The sequence below is a fragment of the Selenomonadales bacterium 4137-cl genome (assembly GCA_032334055.1).
Classification (GTDB): domain Bacteria; phylum Bacillota; class Negativicutes; order Sporomusales; family UBA7701; genus Anaeroselena; species Anaeroselena agilis.
The window spans coordinates 639,636-654,617 of sequence record JAUOZS010000001.1 but is presented as its reverse complement, the minus strand read 5'-3'; the positions used below and the strand labels follow the sequence as shown (position 1 = coordinate 654,617).

Sequence of the window (14,982 nt, the reverse complement as noted above, 5' to 3'; positions counted from 1 at the left end):
TTGAGGTGACGGGCCGCCTTTTTAACCATGATGGGTACTCAATGGCCACAGTATACAGGGGTTTCGAAACACTCTCCTAGCTTGATCTCTCGTTTTTACTTGCTTTTCTTTCGGTTCCTGACCAATAAGCATGTCCACCGTAACCGTCTTCTTCAGGTCGCGCGATGTACAGGTATTAATGATGGAAGCCACAAAACCCGCTGCCATTATCTGTTCCTGCTTGGTTCGCCAATGATAGCCTTCCGCCAGCTCGTAAAACTCGCCGAAGGTCAAGCGGCCAAATTCCCACGGCTTTAATCCCAAAGGACCGTAAGCCACCGGCGCGGCTCTTTCTATCCACTGGGCTACGGTGGTCACTCGTTTCCCTCATCCGTCTCCTCTTTAGCTTCGTCACTGGCCAGGCTCTCGCCCATGATTTTTGAGGCTTTTATGGCTTCTCCGATCTTGCCGGCCAGTTCCCCAAAGCTGCCGCCGGCTTCCATGTATTCCTGCATCATCAGCCCCACCCGCTGCAGAGTGATCCCTTTATCCGCATGCTTGAGACCGCCCCACAATAAAATGCGGATCGCCGAAAATCCAGCAGCCATGGGGTTGCTCATCACATAGAGCAGGGATTTTCCTCCCATCATCTCTTCCATCTCGGCGGCGGCGTTTATATCATAGCGAAGGCGGCGCTCCTTGCCGCCAAGCGTAATAAATACGGGTCCTGTCATCGATCATTCCTCCGTTTTTATGCTGCAGGCGCGACGCCTGGAGTCGTATTAGTCGAAACCGGAGCCGCCGTCAAGCCGGCGCACGTCCCGTTGGCAATAGCGATATTGAGAGTGCTGTCATTAGCCGCCGCGGTCAGAGCCGTCAGTTCCACCTTTGTTCCGTAGCCGCCCACACTGAATTTCGCAGTTACTGCGCTGTCCGCCGCCAGTGCTTCACGGGCTTTTTGCGCGACCACAGCCGCCGAATCATTAAGCGCTACTGCTACGCTGATCGCTTTGGGCGAGCCGGTCATTCCAGCGGCAGTCACCGTGAAGGTGGCATTGCCGGCCGTCGTAATCGTGCCGGCAACCTCAGCCGTTTCCACCTGTTTGGTGCCGTTTACCTCTTCCGGCGCGCCCGCTCCGGCCAAGGTGATTTTATACGTCGCCACACCGTCGTGCGGGGACTCTTCGCTTAAATCGGTTATGGCCGCGTAGCCTTGGAATTTCGAGCCGTCCTTACGGACATACCGCACATGCACCAGTTCGCGGTTGGCAAACACCGTGAGCAGCTTGGCCCGGCCGGCATCGATGCTCAGTCCCGAGGCGTCGGTAAGCATAACCGCGTCAGCGTCAATGCTCCAGGACATCATGCCGGGCACGCTGGTTTTCCAGGCTCCTGACTGTTTATTGGAGGCGTCGATCTGCTCCGCGGTCAAACTCAAGGTTGCTCCGCGCTGGCCGCCAATTACTGTCCAGACCGGTATTTCGGCTGTTCCTGTATTTACTTTCAACAGAAAATCCACGCCATCGCTTGGAATTAAAGCCATTTTTCATCACTCCTTGCAATCAATAATCGTAAACTTGAAGGTTACCATCGCTTCACGGTGCGTTTCCAGGCGTTCCACCGAATGGCTCTCCACGCTTGAAAGCACCACCTGCCAGTCCTCAGTAAAGACAAATGGCTCACTTTGTACCGCCGAAATGGCTCCGTCGCAAAGCTCCGCCACTTCCTTATCTCCCTGGTACTCGCTGTAGACCTTGAGGGTGGCCATAACCTCGGCGCCAGAGACTGTTTTAGTGCTCCAGCTTTGCGCCGTCGTGTCGGTCAGCACTACATAGGGCGCTTTTTTGCCATTAGGGACATAATCATACACCGGAGCAGTCACTTTGTTTTTGAGCCGCTCATACAGCGCCTTGTTAAGCGGCGACACCGGTGAACGCTTCATCGTCGCACCTCATTTCGCACCGCTGTCCGGAGCTTCTCCTGAATGCCCGGCAGCAGCTCACGGCGCGCCCGCTCGGCAAAATGTTTGCCCTTCACGCCCCGTTTCGTGCCGTATTCCTGCAGCGGCGCATGCGGCGCTTTGGCCCTGACCATGCGGGAGACGCCGTATTTTCCCTTGCGGTTCACGATACTTTTGCGCAACAGGCCGCTTTTGACCGGAGCCATCTCCCGTTCCCGCTTTCGCACTGCTTTGGCACCTAGCTCTGTTTCCTTTTCAATGACCTGACTGACATTGGTGGAAATGAGATCGCCGAAGGAAACGCATCGATCAATCCCTGTCACTCTAATCGTCGGCCGCATCGGCCACCACCTCCCGGCATTCCAACCTTAAATAGGCATGCTTTTCTTCCACATCAACGGGCGGTCCAATTTGCTCAAACACCCTGCTGCCGTATTGAATCCGGTCCGTAACCGCCACATCGCGGCGATAGCGGATGGTGATGCGGTGCAATAGCTCCGGCGTCATTTGTTCATACTGATCTGTTGTTTTAGCGGTTACGGCCACTACTTTCGCCCAAAGCTTGGCGCGGAGTACATAAACAGTCGCGTATCCGCCCTGCCCGTCAGGCGCTTTGGTTTCGCGCTGAAGCGTAATGCGGCAGTTCAGTTCTCCTGGGTTCATTCCATCACCTACCAAAGGTGCGCGCGATACGGCGACAGCAACACATACACCACCTTGGGAATATCCTCGCCCGCGCGCTGTTCATAAAAATGCCCTGTCAAAATGAGCAAGGCCTGTTTGACTGGGGTGGGTACCTCGCTCGGCAAAGCAGCCTGCAGATAAGCCTCGCAGTGCTCTTTCGCCGCCAATATGAGACCAGCGAGAAGGGTATCTTCCTCCTCGCTGTCAATTCTCAGGTATTCTTTTACTTCCGTCAGTGTTATCGGCTCAGCCATGGCTTTGATCCATTAGGCCGGCGGCTCTCAGCTTGGCTAGCAGCGCGTTGAAGTCCGCTTTCAGCTCGGCAATGGTTGTTGCCGAGCTTTCCGCTTGATTCACGGCCCTCGTTAGTGGAACCCCATCTAGGAGCACTTCACCCTCTGTGGTAATTTCGAGGGTACCGTTCACCACCCATTTGTCGCCGCCTTGCTCTGCATAGTTTTTAACTGTCATATCACGTCACCTCGTTACGCCTTCATTTGCAGCACTTTAATGGCTTCTGCGAGAATCAGCTTGCCGTCAACACGCTGGGTGGCTTTAAAACCGACTTGCCCTGTAGCGGCAAATAGTTCATTAAGCCGCTGGAACGCCCGCCCTTGACGATCCGCTACCCAGTAGTAGCTAAAGTCGCCAAAAGCAATTACTTTTGCGGCTGCGACAAGAGATGGTACATAGGCGGAAGTTTTTACCGGCTTGTTTAAAAGTGTGTCTGGTTCTCCTGCCGTAACGGACGGTTGCCACAAATACTGGCCGTTACCATCCTTTAGCTTTCGAATAGCCTTGACTGTGGCATCATTGGTTACAAAAACGGCATTTTTCCGATACGGCGACTTTAAGGAGTAGAGTAAGTCCATGATTTCATCGAAGGTAATAGCCGTCGCGCTGGCGGCCGTAACCCCTACCCCGGCGCCGCCGGTGGCATTGAAAATGCCGGTTGGTTTGCCGCTGCCATCGCCAATAAAGAAGGCTTCTTCTTCCTTGTCCCCAATACGCCGGGCAAATTCCTTGGCGATATACTGGTCCAGGTTGAACACGCTGTCGTTTAGCAGTTCTTCCGAAATCTTAATCATGGTAGCCAGTTTATGGGCGCCGAGAGAAACCTGGCCGAAAGCATCGTCAGCTTCAGGAATAACCCCTTCTTCCTCAACCCACGAGGCAGTGCCTTTGGATGCAACCACCGGTATTTTTTTATCTCCGAAGGAGGTGCTAATTACCGTGGCTAGCTGACGAAAAAGATTTTCTTCCTGCAAAGCTTGAATGAGGGTTCGCTCAAATTCATCGGGCACCAGGTAGCCGCCTTCGCTGTCAGTACCAACCTGCAGGGCATTTTGCACATCAAAGCTGTTTTTGTTCTTCATCGCCTTCCAGAAGGCCGCTTTGTAATCGCTCGAAGCCCGGCCTGTTTTTTCAGCCTCCTGGTGCTGGCTGGGCCTATTGGTAATGGCGGTTGTGGTCGGCTTAGACAGTTCGAGATCCAGAACCGCTTGGCGTTCCAGCCGGTCGATTTCTTTGCCCAAGTTCACCACATCAGTTTCCATTTTTTCATAGGTGGCCGTATCTTCGGCCGACAGCAGGCCGTTTTCATTCCGCCGGGAATCTAAAAAAGCTTTGGTGCTGTCCCAAAGCTTGGCGCGCTTCTCGCGCAGTTCCAGTATTTTATTCATATCCAGTTCCTCCCGTTTTGTTATTTCAAGAGTTCAAGTCTTGTCAGCAGTTCTTTATGAGGTGTCCCCGCCAAGACATCCGTCGGCTTCTCTTTTTCCCTGGGAAACTTTCGCAAAAAAGCGTTGGTGACGGTTAAGCGATCAAAAATAAAACCCTCTGCCGCCTCCTGTGTTTCAGGCGCGTAGAGGATTTTATCGGCAAAGCCTAGTTCCACCGCCTTTTGCGCGCTGAACCAGGTTTCCGCGTCCATCATGCTTGATATTTTGCTGCGGGGCTGGCCCGTCCGCTGTTCATAGGCGTTGATGATGCTTTCCTTAACCTCGCTCAGCATCTTGATGCCGCTTTGCAGATCCGATGCTTCACCGAAGATTACAGTTGCCGGATTGTGGATCATCATCATGGCCACCGGCGACATCACAATTTCATCGCCGGCCATGGCAATCACTGATGCGGCGCTGGCTGCGATTCCGTCAATCTTGACCGTAACCTTGCCATCATACTCCTTGAGCATGGTGTAGATCTGGCTGGCCGCAAAGACATCGCCGCCCGGAGAATTGAGCCAAACCGAGATGTCGCCAGTGGAAGCTGTAAGCTCAGCCTTGAATTTTTTCGGAGTGATGTCATCGTCAAACCAGCTGTCCTGGGCAATATAGCCGTCAAAATACAAGGTTCGTCCATCCTCGTTTTTTACCCAGTTCCAAAACTTTCTCATTTGCTTCCCTCCATTCCCTTTGCGTTATTTTTGGCGAAGACCCCTGCGTCAGCCAGCTTGGCCATGTTGCCGTTGATAAGATACAAGTCGCCGCCAAGCTCTTCCGGTATCCGGTTTAGATTTTCCAGTTCACGGATATCGTTAGAAGACAACCAGCCATTTTGCCTGCCAACAGCGTAGCCGTTCATCCGGCTCTGATAGTCGCCCCGGAGCAGCCCATCCACATTGAACTTTGCGAAGTATTGCCGTTTCTCGCTTTCGCTGAACAAAGCCCGCTGGATGGCTTGCTCCCAGCGCACCACCCACGGGTCCAGGGTGTACATGACAAACTCCAACGACTGCTGCTCGATATTGGAGAAGCTGGATTTCTCTAAATCTCCTATCATGTGGGGTGGTATACGAAAAATGCGGGCTATCTCGTTGATTTGAAATTTGCGCGTCTCCAAAAACTGCGCCTGCTCCGGAGGTATGCCTATGCTTTGAAACTTCATGCCTTCCTCCAGCACGGCTACCCGATGAGCGTTGTCGCTGCCCTGGTAAACGGCGTTCCAGCTTTCCCGGATGCGTGCCGGGTCTTTGACCACGCCAGGATGCTCCAGGACTCCGCCGGGACTTGCCCCGTTGGCAAAAAACTTAGCGCCGTACTCTTCGGTGGCAATGGCCATACCGATGGCGTTTTTGGCCATTGCAATCGGCGAATAGCCGATCAGGCCGTCAAAACCCAGACCTGGAATGTGCAGGACTTCATAATTTCTAAGAAAATATGTCTGACCGTCTTTTTCGTACTGGTAGTACAGGATTCCCTGATCGGTCCGGTTGACCAGCATTTTGTTCGGGAGCAGAGGATACAAGCCAAGTACTCTGCCCCTGCCATCGCGGATAATTTGGGCATAAGCGTTGCCCCATAATAAAAGATGACCCATCAGTGTTTCGCGAAACACGAATGAGGTCATCTCCGGGTTTGGCTCGCTGTGGAGCAGGTAGTATATTGAATGCTCTATGGCTTTTTCTTTGCCGTTTAACGTATATCTGTAGGTGTGAAAAGGCAAAGATGCGATGGTTTCCGCCAGAATTCTAACGCAGGCATAGACTGCTGTGGTTTGCAGCGCGGTCCGCTCATTTACCGTCTTGCCGCTGGAGCTTGCGCCGAAGAAAAAGCTGTAGGCGCTTCCCCAGAAGCTGTTTTTCGGACTGGCTCTTGTTTGAAAAAATCTTGATATAAAAGGGATTTTCATGAGTCACCTCCTGAAAACGGGCATGAAAAAAGCACCTGTCCGTAACAGATGCCTTAAAGCGTATAGCAAATCATATTAACTTTGTATAATCCTGCGCGCCATAGAAAAAGCGCATAATGCTGACAATTTTAGACGCTTCATTGATTTTGTACACAAGCACGTAATTCTTGATTACCGCTTTCCGGTATCCTTCTTCTCCCAACCGCCTATCTTGGCATCGTTCGTACATCATCGGGTTGCTTTTTAGAAAGCCATAACAAACGGTCACTTCGTCAATAAAATCTCCGGCTGCTTTGGGATTGGACAGTTGTACGGCGATGTACGAAACGATACTGTCCAAGTCCTGATGCGCAAGTTCCGTGATGACCAGCTTATACATTATATTTTTCTCTTAGGCTTTTTAACGAAGCGTCGCCGTCAAGCACTTTTCCTTCCGCCAGCTGTTTTTCAGCTTCAGCAAGCTTACTATAGACATCGAGCATAGACATCTTCTCTTCGTACATTTTCATGCTCATGATTACCATATCTCCATAACCGTTCTTCGTAACAAAAATAGGCTCATTGGATGCATGGCACCGTTGAGAAATCTCACTGGTATTTTTCAAATCCCGGATCGGAATGATTTGCGGCATAATTACCAACCTCCTTTTATGGCTTAATTGTACCACAATTATACCCCGCAATCAACGATTCCATTCATTTGAAAACTACACAAATAAAATCCCTCTCCCGTCGTAAACGCTTGTCTCGCCTTTATTTCGTATCGAGCGATCAAGCGCCATAATGGCGGCGACAATTCCGTCGATCTTTTCTACAGACTTTTCCTTGTCCGGCTTGATATTTCCGGCAGGGTCCTGGCGCATGACCACGTTCTGCGCCATCCACTTGAGAACAGGGTTTCCGCCGTGATTGATGCTGCCCTCCATTAGCAGCTTATAGAGTTCCTTGGACGGCGGAGACATATCCTTGTACCCCTGTCCGAAGGGAACAACCGTAAATCCCATATCCTCCAGGTTTTGCACCATCTGCGTTGCGTTCCAGCGGTCATAGGCAATTTCTTTGATGTGGTATTTCTCGCCCAGTTCCTCTATGAACTTTTCAATAAAGCCGTAGTGAATGACGTTGCCTTCAGTGGTCTGAATATAGCCTTGCAATTCCCACACATCGTAAAGCACATGGTCGCGGCGGCACCGCAGATCCAAAGTATCCTTCGGCAGCCAGAAAAACGGAAGCACGACATACTTCTCTCCCTCCGCGCGCGGCGGGAACACCAGGACAAACGCGGTGATATCCGAGGTGCTTGAAAGGTCAAGCCCGCCGTAGCACTCTCTGCCATGGAGCGAATCCATGTCGAGGGGAAGATCGCCCCGGCTGTAGATATGCTCCGGAATCCAGCACACGGTCGCCGAAGTCCAGATATTTAATCGGAGCTGTTTAAACACATTTTCTTCCGGGGGGTTTTCCAGCGCGTTTTTATAGGCTTCGCGGACACGCTCTATAGTGATGGTGTGGCCGAGAGACGGATTTGCCTTGTACCAGTTGTCTTCATCATTCCAATCGTCCTGCTCAGTCAGTCCATATACAACAGGGTAAAAAGTGTTGTCTTTTCTGCGACCTGCCTTGATGTCCAGCGCTTTGGCGTGCAATTCATAGCAGATGCTGTTCTTGTCATTGCCTGCGGTGGTGATGATAAAGAACAGCGGCTGCTCGCGGGCATCGCCGGAGCCTTTGGTCAGAACGTCATACAGCCTGCGATCCGGCTGAGCGTGAATTTCGTCAAAAACAAGACCGGACACGTTCAGACCATGCTTGGTCCCGGTTTCCGCCGAAAGCACTTGGTAAAACCCGGCATTGGAGTAGTTCACAATACGCTTAGTGGCGGCTGTAATCTTCGACCGTTTTAACAAAGCCGACGACATCTGGACCATCTGCTTGGCCACGTCGAACACAATGGAAGCCTGCGACCTGTCGCAAGCGGCTCCGTACACTTCGGCGCTAGGTTCGTTGTCGGCATACAAAAGATAAAGGGCAATGGCGGCTGCGAGTTCCGACTTGCCCTGTTTTTTCGGTATTTCTATATAGGCAGTAAGAAACTGCCGTTTGCCGTTCTCGCCGACAATGCCGAAAAGATCCCGGACGATCTGCTCCTGCCAAGGCAATAGCAGAAACTTTTTTCCCGCCCACTTGCCTTTGGTATGGCAGAGATTTTCAATGAAGGCTACCGCCCGGTCAGCCTTTGCCTTCTCATAATGGGAAGTTGCAAGCATAAAGGGCGAAGGCGTGTAGTGGTACGGCATCATTCACCGCCTCCCAACAGTTGCTCCATTTCGTCGGCAGGGTCAACAGAGCCTTCGCCCGCCGCAATTCTGCTCCGAGCCGAAGGTGTCAGGCCGAACTGTTCGCAGAATTTCAGCATGATTTTTAGGTTTGTCTGGGCGATGGACACCTGTGGCACTTGTTGCAAATAGCCGTTGGGGGTTCGGATCATCGTACCATGTTGGGTGATGAATTCTTCGGCTTCCTTCCAGCGGGCATACGCCTGGCAATATCCCGCGAAGGCCGCCATATCCATTTCCGTCAGCAGCCCCATCTGCTCTAAAATCTTGCCCATGCGTTTCCATTCTTTTTTTGCTTCCTCTTCAAGCCAAGAAGGGCAGCACGGGGCTTTTTTATTAGGCTTGGGTTCATTTTTGTTCAGCGGCCGTCTGCCCGGATTGCCTTCAAGTTCCTTTAAAACGGTCGGTTTTGGTTTTCTTCCTCTCTGCGCCATAAGCCCCTCACCTCCTCTCATCAGCTTTCATGGCACGAAAAAAAGGCCTCCGAAGAAGCCTTGTGTATGGTTGTATAAGAAACAGCCCCCGCAAGGGCCGCGTCCTAATATGCTATTTCAGTCTATCTTTCTGCACAAATCCTCGCCGTAAACCACGCTCAGGCTTCCGCCGTTGTCCCAGGAAACCATAATGCTGCCAAGGTCATCCACGCCGTTTACCGTTCCGTGAGTGCCAATGGGCGGCGCCTGCTCGTCATTCATACGCACAAGCTCAACCCTTGTGCCAATGGGATACTGCTTGCGCAGCCGCTCGACTATTTCTCTTTTAATAAACATCGCCATCCTCCTCGCACGGGTTTTGTTTTCTGGCCAGCAAGCGGGTCTTATGCTTTTCCTCCTCTGCCGGTGTGCGAAAGGCGGCGCTGCCGGAAAGACGGGCCAGCAGGACTTTTCTGGTCTTTTTGAAAGCGTCGCCGCTCATACCCAGCCGAAGCAGCCAGGTTCGCATGGCGTATTTGGGGTTGTCCTCTTGGGCGGGTTTGAAGGAAGAATACTTAAGCTTTCTGGCATTCTCATTCATGCAAGCCGCCAGGTCAAGAAAAGCCGCCATTTCGTCCGGTGTCGGATTATCTTTTAACAGCTTGATAGCCAGAGTATGCTTTTCAAAATTCATTTCCAGGCCAAGGGAACGCTGTGTCTCTACATCAGTCCAGGCCGTTTTAAAGGAATCCATGTCCTCCATCGGCTTGTGATGCAAGTCCTCAGCTAAATTTGTGTCGATCAGTGGCTCCGTCAGGCCAAAGGCGCTGACAAGCAAGTGCTGCTTGCTGGCGAGCATGTTGACCAAGTTCAGCAGGCTCACCGCCGTATGGCCTTCCAGCGGCAATTCAACCACATATTCCCCAATCTGCAGTTCACTCGGTTCGATTGGCGCTGGCTCTTCAGTTGGTTTTGCTTTTGGCTGGCTCAATAGCTTCTCGGCGGAAAACTCGCGCCCCTCCATATCTTTGACCACGCCATGGCGGTCGATTAGGAAGCTTCCCGCTTCGCAATGGATTTCATACGCGCAGCTTGGCACGCCAAGATAGTTTGCTTTGACTCCCCATTTTGTTTCCAGCGCCTGCACCAGTTCTTTGCGAGTCATTGTTCACACCCCGCTTCCCGAATCCATTTTAAGGTGTTCACCAATTCTTCAATTTCGCCAACCGAGTAGATCAGGCATTCGTCATTGTCCTTTGCAGTCGGGGCAAGCACCAGGTTGCCGCCCCATTTTCCAACAATTACATAACCTTGCTTTGAGTAGGTGGCTTTAAACCGGTCGCCTTTTTGAATTCTCATGGTTTTCCCTCCCTGTGTTTTGGTAGTCTATATATCACTCTAAACACAGGAATTAGCAAGCGGAATGTGCAAATATAATCAGCTTTTTCCTAAATCGGAACAACAAAGAAACAGGCCTTTCGGCCCGCTCCTAATGGTTCTGTTTTTTATTCCTCGATGGCTGTGTATCTTGGGTAATCGTAGCCTTCGCTGTTCACCAAAATCCGCTCGCCCGTCTGGGCGTTTCTCACCCGAATGCACCGGATTTCCCCGGCTTGGTTCATCCCGCCGTCTGTTCCGCCGATCCAAGGCTGATCCTCCAGCAAGTCCTCGGCAAAATTCTTGAATTCCTCGTCGCTGAATTCAATCTCCCTGACTACCGTGTAGGCCGAACCGGAATGTTTTTCTTGTTTGGCCTGCCGGGTGGCGGCTTTTAGGGCTTCAAGGTTGGGTATTTTCCTGCCAAAATGCGCTTTCATGCTAAGCACCTCCTGTGTTTTTCGTTACACCATATATCACTCTAAACACAGATAATAGCAAGCTTTTTGGCAAATATACCCGCACATTTACGATTCCTGGCTCTCGGAGCGGTCATAGACCATTTTCAGCTGCAGCAGAGAATATACAATCCGATCCAGCAGACGTTCTTCGCATTCGCTGACCGTAATGCCTTTGGCCAGCGCTACGTTGTGCTTGTCCACTAGCGTTTCGGCCACCAGGAACATGGCGGCGAAAGGGTCCTGAGCATACATTGCTGGGTATAGCCGCTCGGCAGTCTGGCGAAAATTCCAGAAAAGATCGCCGCTCGCGCCATAGCCTTCATTTTTTCTGGCAAACAGCTTTTGAATTTCCTCGAACTTATCTTGAATAAATAGGACAAAATCAGTTCTCCGGGTCGGTTCCACAGAATCACACCTCCATAGCTTCCGTCAAAGTTGAAATTAGCAATGCGCAGGCAACTTCAAACGCCACATTTACAGTGACCGCATTGCCGGCCTGCTTGTAAAGCTGCGAATCGGAGTTTACCGCCTTGGCTTTCTCAAACAGTTCATCGGAAAACCCCTGCAAGCGCCAGCACTCCTTGGGAGTTAGCCGCCGTATCCGAAAACGGGCGTGTTCCAGGGCGGCTACGCCGTGTCTGTCCTGCCCCGTGAGAGTGAACATCGGCTCATCCGGGTCTTTAAGCCGCCTGCCGTTCTGCCTTTTTTCTTTCCGGTCCGGCGTCAGAACCGGCATCACGCAGGGAATTTTATCAAGCCGCGCGGCTTGCAGGCTCCCGGTTTCCTCCTGCTTGATGGTGGTGGTAGCGCCATGGGTCTTCTGAATAGCCATGACCGGCGCTTTATAGTCCCTCGCCTTCAGCGTTTGGCAGCAATCGCTTGCTTTATACCGGCCAATCGTCGGCCGGTTTACAAAATACAGGCCGGTTTTTGCCCCGGCACCGCCCGCCTGGCTGGCCAAAGCCACGCTTATTCCAGCTGGGTCATACACCCGGTAGCCTTGCATCCCGCCGATAATTTGCCTAAGACCGCTGCCGCTCTCTCGTCCGAAAGGTAGTATTTCTCGTCGACCGCGGCTTCCAAGATGTCCGACAGTATACACCCGCTCCCGGTTTTGGGGGACTCCGTAATCTTTGGAATTGAAAATCTGCCACTGGACATCGTACCCAGCTTTGGCCAGCTCACAGAGATATTCGAGGAAATCCCATCCGGCATTGCTAGATAAAAGGCCTTTAACATTTTCGAGGATAACCCATTCGGGTTTATCTTCTTCCGCTTTGCTTTTGAGGAGGTCAACGAAGTCAAAAAACAGTCCGCTTCGGTCACCGTGAAGCCCGCTTCTTCCTCCTGCAACAGAGAGGTTTTGACAAGGACTTCCCGCAGTCCATATATCTGCTTGAGGAATATCATCTGCTCGGAGTTTCGTGATGTCACCTCCATACCATTCTCCTTCCGTATTATACATAGCGCGGTAAGACCGCACCGCAAATTTGTCGTTTTCGCTAAATCCGACACACTTCATGCCGGCCAGTTCCAAGCCCCGGCGAAAACCGCCGATGCCGGAAAAGAAATCGATAAAAGTAAGCTGCCTTGCATCAGCCATGATTGTCCGCCCCTTTCAAAAGCAAAAGGCACGGAACACTCCATGCCTTACATTTCTGTCTCTTCACTTGTATCGGCCGCCGCTTTCCGGACTTCATCGTAGGGAATTCGAATCCCGTCACGCAGCAAAAAGACGCCGGATGAATCCCCGACGGCTTCAACAAAACGATTAACGATGACGTCTGCAAATTTCTCATCCAGTTCAATGCCATAGCAAATGCGTCCCGTCTGCTCGCAGGCAATCAGCGTGGAGCCGCTTCCCAGAAAGGGGTCAAGCACAATGCAATTGCTCATGCTGGAATTCTGAATCGGGTAAGCCATTAAAGCCACCGGCTTCATTGTCGGATGCTCTTTGGAGGATCTCGGGCGATCATATTCCCAGACGGTGGTCTGCTTGCGGTCGGAGTACCATTGGTGCCTGCCGCCCTTCTTCCATCCGAACAGACATGGCTCATGCTGCCATTGGTACGGAGAGCGGCCAAGAACCAGCGCGTTTTTCTTCCAGATGCAGCACCCGGAAAGATAAAATCCGGCATCGGCAAAGGCTTTGCGGAAGTTAAACCCCTGGGTGTCAGCGTGGAATACATAGATGGAAGCGTCGCTTTCCATGTTCTGCTCCATATTGACGAACGCCGCGAACAGGAACTTGTAAAAGTCCGCATCCGGCATATTGTCATTTTTAATTTTCCCGGCGGTTTCCTCCACGTTGACGTTATATGGCGGATCGGTCACCACCAGATTGACCTTGCTGCCCTCCATAAGGGCGGTATAAGTTTCCGGTAAAACAGCGTCGCCACAAATAAGCCGGTGCCTGCCAAGCAGCCATATGTCGCCTTTTTGTGAAATGGTCAGCTTCTTTAAGGCTGCGTCCACATCGAAATCGTCTTCCTTGATTTCCTTGTTGTGGACCTTTGAGAAAAGCTGTTCGATTTCCGGCGCTTCAAAACCCGTAAAATCCGTATTGAAATTTGCCGTTTGCAAATCCACGATCAAATCGGCAAGAAGCTGTTCATTCCATGCTCCCGTGATTTTATTGAGAGCAATATTCAGAGCCTTGACCTTGTTCTCATCTTTAATTTCAACCACAACACACTGCACTTCGGCATACCCCAGGTCTTTCAGAACCGTCAGCCGTTGGTGTCCGCCGATAACCGTCATGTCGTAGTTCACGATGATGGGCTCCACATAACCAAATTCCAAAATGGAATTCTTGATTTTCTCGTATTCCTTATCCCCCGCCTTCAGCTTTTTGCGCGGGTTGTATGCCGCCGGACGAAGAACCTCTACCGACAATGACTGCCATTTCATTTCACTCATGCTTTTCCTCCTCATATCGGGCGGGACTTGCATATGGCTCTCTGCCTTCCTCCGCCCTCCAAAACCTGTCATGCACATAACATTCATGGCTGCAGTACCTTCTGTTTTTGTTGCCGTATACGGTAAAATGCTGACCGCAATAAACGCAGGTTTTTTCATAAAAAGCCGCTTCCTTTTTACGCGACTCCTCCGGATGGGCGGCCCACCATTCCCGCCTGCATTTTTCCGAGCAGAATTTTCGCTTTCGGCCTATCGCCGGCTGCAGAATGACTGTACCGCAGTATCCGCAAACGTCGCCTTGCTGCATCTGTTCTTTCAGATTCACAACCACGTCTGTCGCATAACCGTCAAGTCCATGGCTTTTGCAGTAGTTGCGAACCACATCACGAGAAAGTCCAAGAATGGAAGCAATGGCTTTGTAGCCGATTCCTTTCATCCGGAAATTCCGTATCTGTTTTTCCTGGACACTCGTCATTGCTTCACATCCTTTTCGTAAAATCTTTGCATAGAAAAAGGCCGCAAAACCTTGCATTTGGGCAAGTGTTTTACAGCCTTAACCGTAATAATTGCGCAAAACTGCCGATGCATCCGTTGCTAATTTTCATTGGCGTTTTCGCTATTTCTTTCAAAATTTGCAGGTGTTCCAACGCTCATCGGGTATCCCCCCTGCCTAATTCTGCGATTTTTCACGCGAAGGGGGGCGGCGGTCTGGGGGGTAAAGGCCGTAGAGATTGGACCCGCCCCTCCCCTCGGCTCACAGTCGTTTCTTAGCATGATTGTTAGTAGTTATATTCCTGATGCTGATCCCTCGTCCGGGTTTTCCTGTCGTGGCACTTCTTACAAAGCGGTTGCCAGTTATTCTCGTCCCAGAATAACGCCGTATCTCCACGATGCGGCTTGATATGATCTGCAACCGTTGCCGGCGTCAGTTTTCCAGTCCGCTCGCACTCTGCACAAAGAGAATGCTTTACCAAGAATCGTTTTCTAGCTTTCTGCCATCGACTGCTATAGCCTCGCTCAAAGGCGTTCGCTCTATCGCCAATATGGAGTTTGGCATGCTGGTCGCAATAACGATCGTTTGTCAAACGCGGGCATCCAGGATGCTTGCACGGTCGCTTAGGTTTCGTGGGCATGACTAGCAGCCACCTTTGCATAAAGAAAAGCCCTCAAAGCTTGTTGCTCCAAGGACTTTCTCATCTCGATTATTCTTCCATGATATAATC

Annotated in this window: 24 protein-coding genes; all 24 read right to left on the bottom strand. The window is 51.5% G+C overall.

Annotated elements, in window-relative coordinates; all coding sequences use genetic code 11:
* Positions 1–21: 21 nt before the first annotated feature.
* The 24 genes from Q4T40_03360 to Q4T40_03245 all read right to left on the bottom strand — a co-directional run bounded on the left by Q4T40_03360 (position 22) and on the right by Q4T40_03245 (position 14,892).
* Positions 22–357 (bottom strand): hypothetical protein, encoded by a 336-nt coding sequence (locus Q4T40_03360; GenBank protein ID MDT8900276.1) that lies wholly within the window; start codon positions 355–357, stop codon positions 22–24.
* The gene (locus Q4T40_03355; protein MDT8900275.1) at positions 354–713 is read right to left on the bottom strand and encodes a hypothetical protein; all 360 of its coding nucleotides are present in this window, start codon (positions 711–713) and stop codon (positions 354–356) included. The genes Q4T40_03360 and Q4T40_03355 overlap by 4 nt, the downstream gene beginning before the upstream one ends.
* Before the next feature lie 17 nt (positions 714–730).
* Entirely contained in the window at positions 731–1,522 is a 792-nt protein-coding gene (locus Q4T40_03350) for a phage tail tube protein (protein ID MDT8900274.1), read from the bottom strand.
* Between the two features lie 6 nt (positions 1,523–1,528).
* A complete protein-coding gene (locus Q4T40_03345; protein MDT8900273.1) occupies positions 1,529–1,921 on the bottom strand; it encodes a DUF3168 domain-containing protein in 393 nt (130 codons plus the stop codon).
* Positions 1,918–2,280, bottom strand: coding sequence for an HK97 gp10 family phage protein (locus Q4T40_03340; GenBank protein MDT8900272.1), 363 nt, complete (start codon positions 2,278–2,280; stop codon positions 1,918–1,920). Before Q4T40_03340 ends, Q4T40_03345 begins: the two co-directional genes overlap by 4 nt.
* Complete coding sequence (locus tag Q4T40_03335; protein ID MDT8900271.1) at positions 2,264–2,602, bottom strand: phage head closure protein; 339 nt, start codon at positions 2,600–2,602, stop codon at positions 2,264–2,266. Before Q4T40_03335 ends, Q4T40_03340 begins: the two co-directional genes overlap by 17 nt.
* Before the next feature lie 8 nt (positions 2,603–2,610).
* Complete coding sequence (locus Q4T40_03330; protein ID MDT8900270.1) at positions 2,611–2,877, bottom strand: head-tail connector protein; 267 nt, start codon at positions 2,875–2,877, stop codon at positions 2,611–2,613.
* Positions 2,870–3,094 carry a Head fiber protein gene (locus Q4T40_03325; GenBank protein MDT8900269.1) on the bottom strand — a complete coding sequence of 75 codons (225 nt, stop codon included), beginning with the start codon at positions 3,092–3,094 and terminating at the stop codon, positions 2,870–2,872. Before Q4T40_03325 ends, Q4T40_03330 begins: the two co-directional genes overlap by 8 nt.
* Positions 3,095–3,108: 14 nt before the next feature.
* A complete protein-coding gene (locus Q4T40_03320; protein MDT8900268.1) occupies positions 3,109–4,305 on the bottom strand; it encodes a phage major capsid protein in 1,197 nt (398 codons plus the stop codon).
* Positions 4,306–4,325: 20 nt separating this feature from the next.
* Positions 4,326–5,018: a Clp protease ClpP gene (locus tag Q4T40_03315; protein ID MDT8900267.1), complete on the bottom strand. Its 693-nt coding sequence runs from the start codon at positions 5,016–5,018 to the stop codon at positions 4,326–4,328.
* Entirely contained in the window at positions 5,015–6,253 is a 1,239-nt protein-coding gene (locus tag Q4T40_03310; GenBank protein ID MDT8900266.1) for a phage portal protein, read from the bottom strand. The genes Q4T40_03315 and Q4T40_03310 overlap by 4 nt, the downstream gene beginning before the upstream one ends.
* 70 nt (positions 6,254–6,323) lie before the next feature.
* The gene (locus tag Q4T40_03305) at positions 6,324–6,632 is read right to left on the bottom strand and encodes a type II toxin-antitoxin system RelE/ParE family toxin (GenBank protein ID MDT8900265.1); all 309 of its coding nucleotides are present in this window, start codon (positions 6,630–6,632) and stop codon (positions 6,324–6,326) included.
* Positions 6,625–6,885 carry a type II toxin-antitoxin system Phd/YefM family antitoxin gene (locus Q4T40_03300; GenBank protein MDT8900264.1) on the bottom strand — a complete coding sequence of 87 codons (261 nt, stop codon included), beginning with the start codon at positions 6,883–6,885 and terminating at the stop codon, positions 6,625–6,627. The genes Q4T40_03305 and Q4T40_03300 overlap by 8 nt, the downstream gene beginning before the upstream one ends.
* A gap of 75 nt (positions 6,886–6,960) precedes the next feature.
* Positions 6,961–8,550 (bottom strand): terminase large subunit, encoded by a 1,590-nt coding sequence (locus Q4T40_03295; GenBank protein ID MDT8900263.1) that lies wholly within the window; start codon positions 8,548–8,550, stop codon positions 6,961–6,963.
* The gene (locus Q4T40_03290; protein MDT8900262.1) at positions 8,550–9,023 is read right to left on the bottom strand and encodes a phage terminase small subunit P27 family; all 474 of its coding nucleotides are present in this window, start codon (positions 9,021–9,023) and stop codon (positions 8,550–8,552) included. Before Q4T40_03290 ends, Q4T40_03295 begins: the two co-directional genes overlap by 1 nt.
* 117 nt (positions 9,024–9,140) lie before the next feature.
* Positions 9,141–9,359 (bottom strand): DUF4314 domain-containing protein, encoded by a 219-nt coding sequence (locus tag Q4T40_03285; GenBank protein ID MDT8900261.1) that lies wholly within the window; start codon positions 9,357–9,359, stop codon positions 9,141–9,143.
* Positions 9,349–10,167, bottom strand: a complete 819-nt coding sequence (locus tag Q4T40_03280) for a hypothetical protein (protein ID MDT8900260.1) — start codon at positions 10,165–10,167, stop codon at positions 9,349–9,351. Before Q4T40_03280 ends, Q4T40_03285 begins: the two co-directional genes overlap by 11 nt.
* Positions 10,164–10,361, bottom strand: coding sequence for a hypothetical protein (locus tag Q4T40_03275; GenBank protein MDT8900259.1), 198 nt, complete (start codon positions 10,359–10,361; stop codon positions 10,164–10,166). The genes Q4T40_03280 and Q4T40_03275 overlap by 4 nt, the downstream gene beginning before the upstream one ends.
* 146 nt (positions 10,362–10,507) lie before the next feature.
* Positions 10,508–10,819, bottom strand: coding sequence for a hypothetical protein (locus Q4T40_03270; GenBank protein MDT8900258.1), 312 nt, complete (start codon positions 10,817–10,819; stop codon positions 10,508–10,510).
* Between the two features lie 87 nt (positions 10,820–10,906).
* Entirely contained in the window at positions 10,907–11,245 is a 339-nt protein-coding gene (locus Q4T40_03265; protein ID MDT8900257.1) for a hypothetical protein, read from the bottom strand.
* Positions 11,246–11,249: 4 nt separating this feature from the next.
* Positions 11,250–12,443 (bottom strand): DNA (cytosine-5-)-methyltransferase, encoded by a 1,194-nt coding sequence (gene dcm, locus Q4T40_03260; protein ID MDT8900256.1) that lies wholly within the window; start codon positions 12,441–12,443, stop codon positions 11,250–11,252.
* 47 nt (positions 12,444–12,490) lie between these two features.
* Positions 12,491–13,759 carry a site-specific DNA-methyltransferase gene (locus tag Q4T40_03255; protein ID MDT8900255.1) on the bottom strand — a complete coding sequence of 423 codons (1,269 nt, stop codon included), beginning with the start codon at positions 13,757–13,759 and terminating at the stop codon, positions 12,491–12,493.
* Positions 13,752–14,234 carry an RNA polymerase subunit sigma-70 gene (locus Q4T40_03250; protein MDT8900254.1) on the bottom strand — a complete coding sequence of 161 codons (483 nt, stop codon included), beginning with the start codon at positions 14,232–14,234 and terminating at the stop codon, positions 13,752–13,754. Before Q4T40_03250 ends, Q4T40_03255 begins: the two co-directional genes overlap by 8 nt.
* 304 nt (positions 14,235–14,538) lie before the next feature.
* Positions 14,539–14,892: an HNH endonuclease signature motif containing protein gene (locus Q4T40_03245; protein MDT8900253.1), complete on the bottom strand. Its 354-nt coding sequence runs from the start codon at positions 14,890–14,892 to the stop codon at positions 14,539–14,541.
* Positions 14,893–14,982 lie beyond the last annotated feature (90 nt).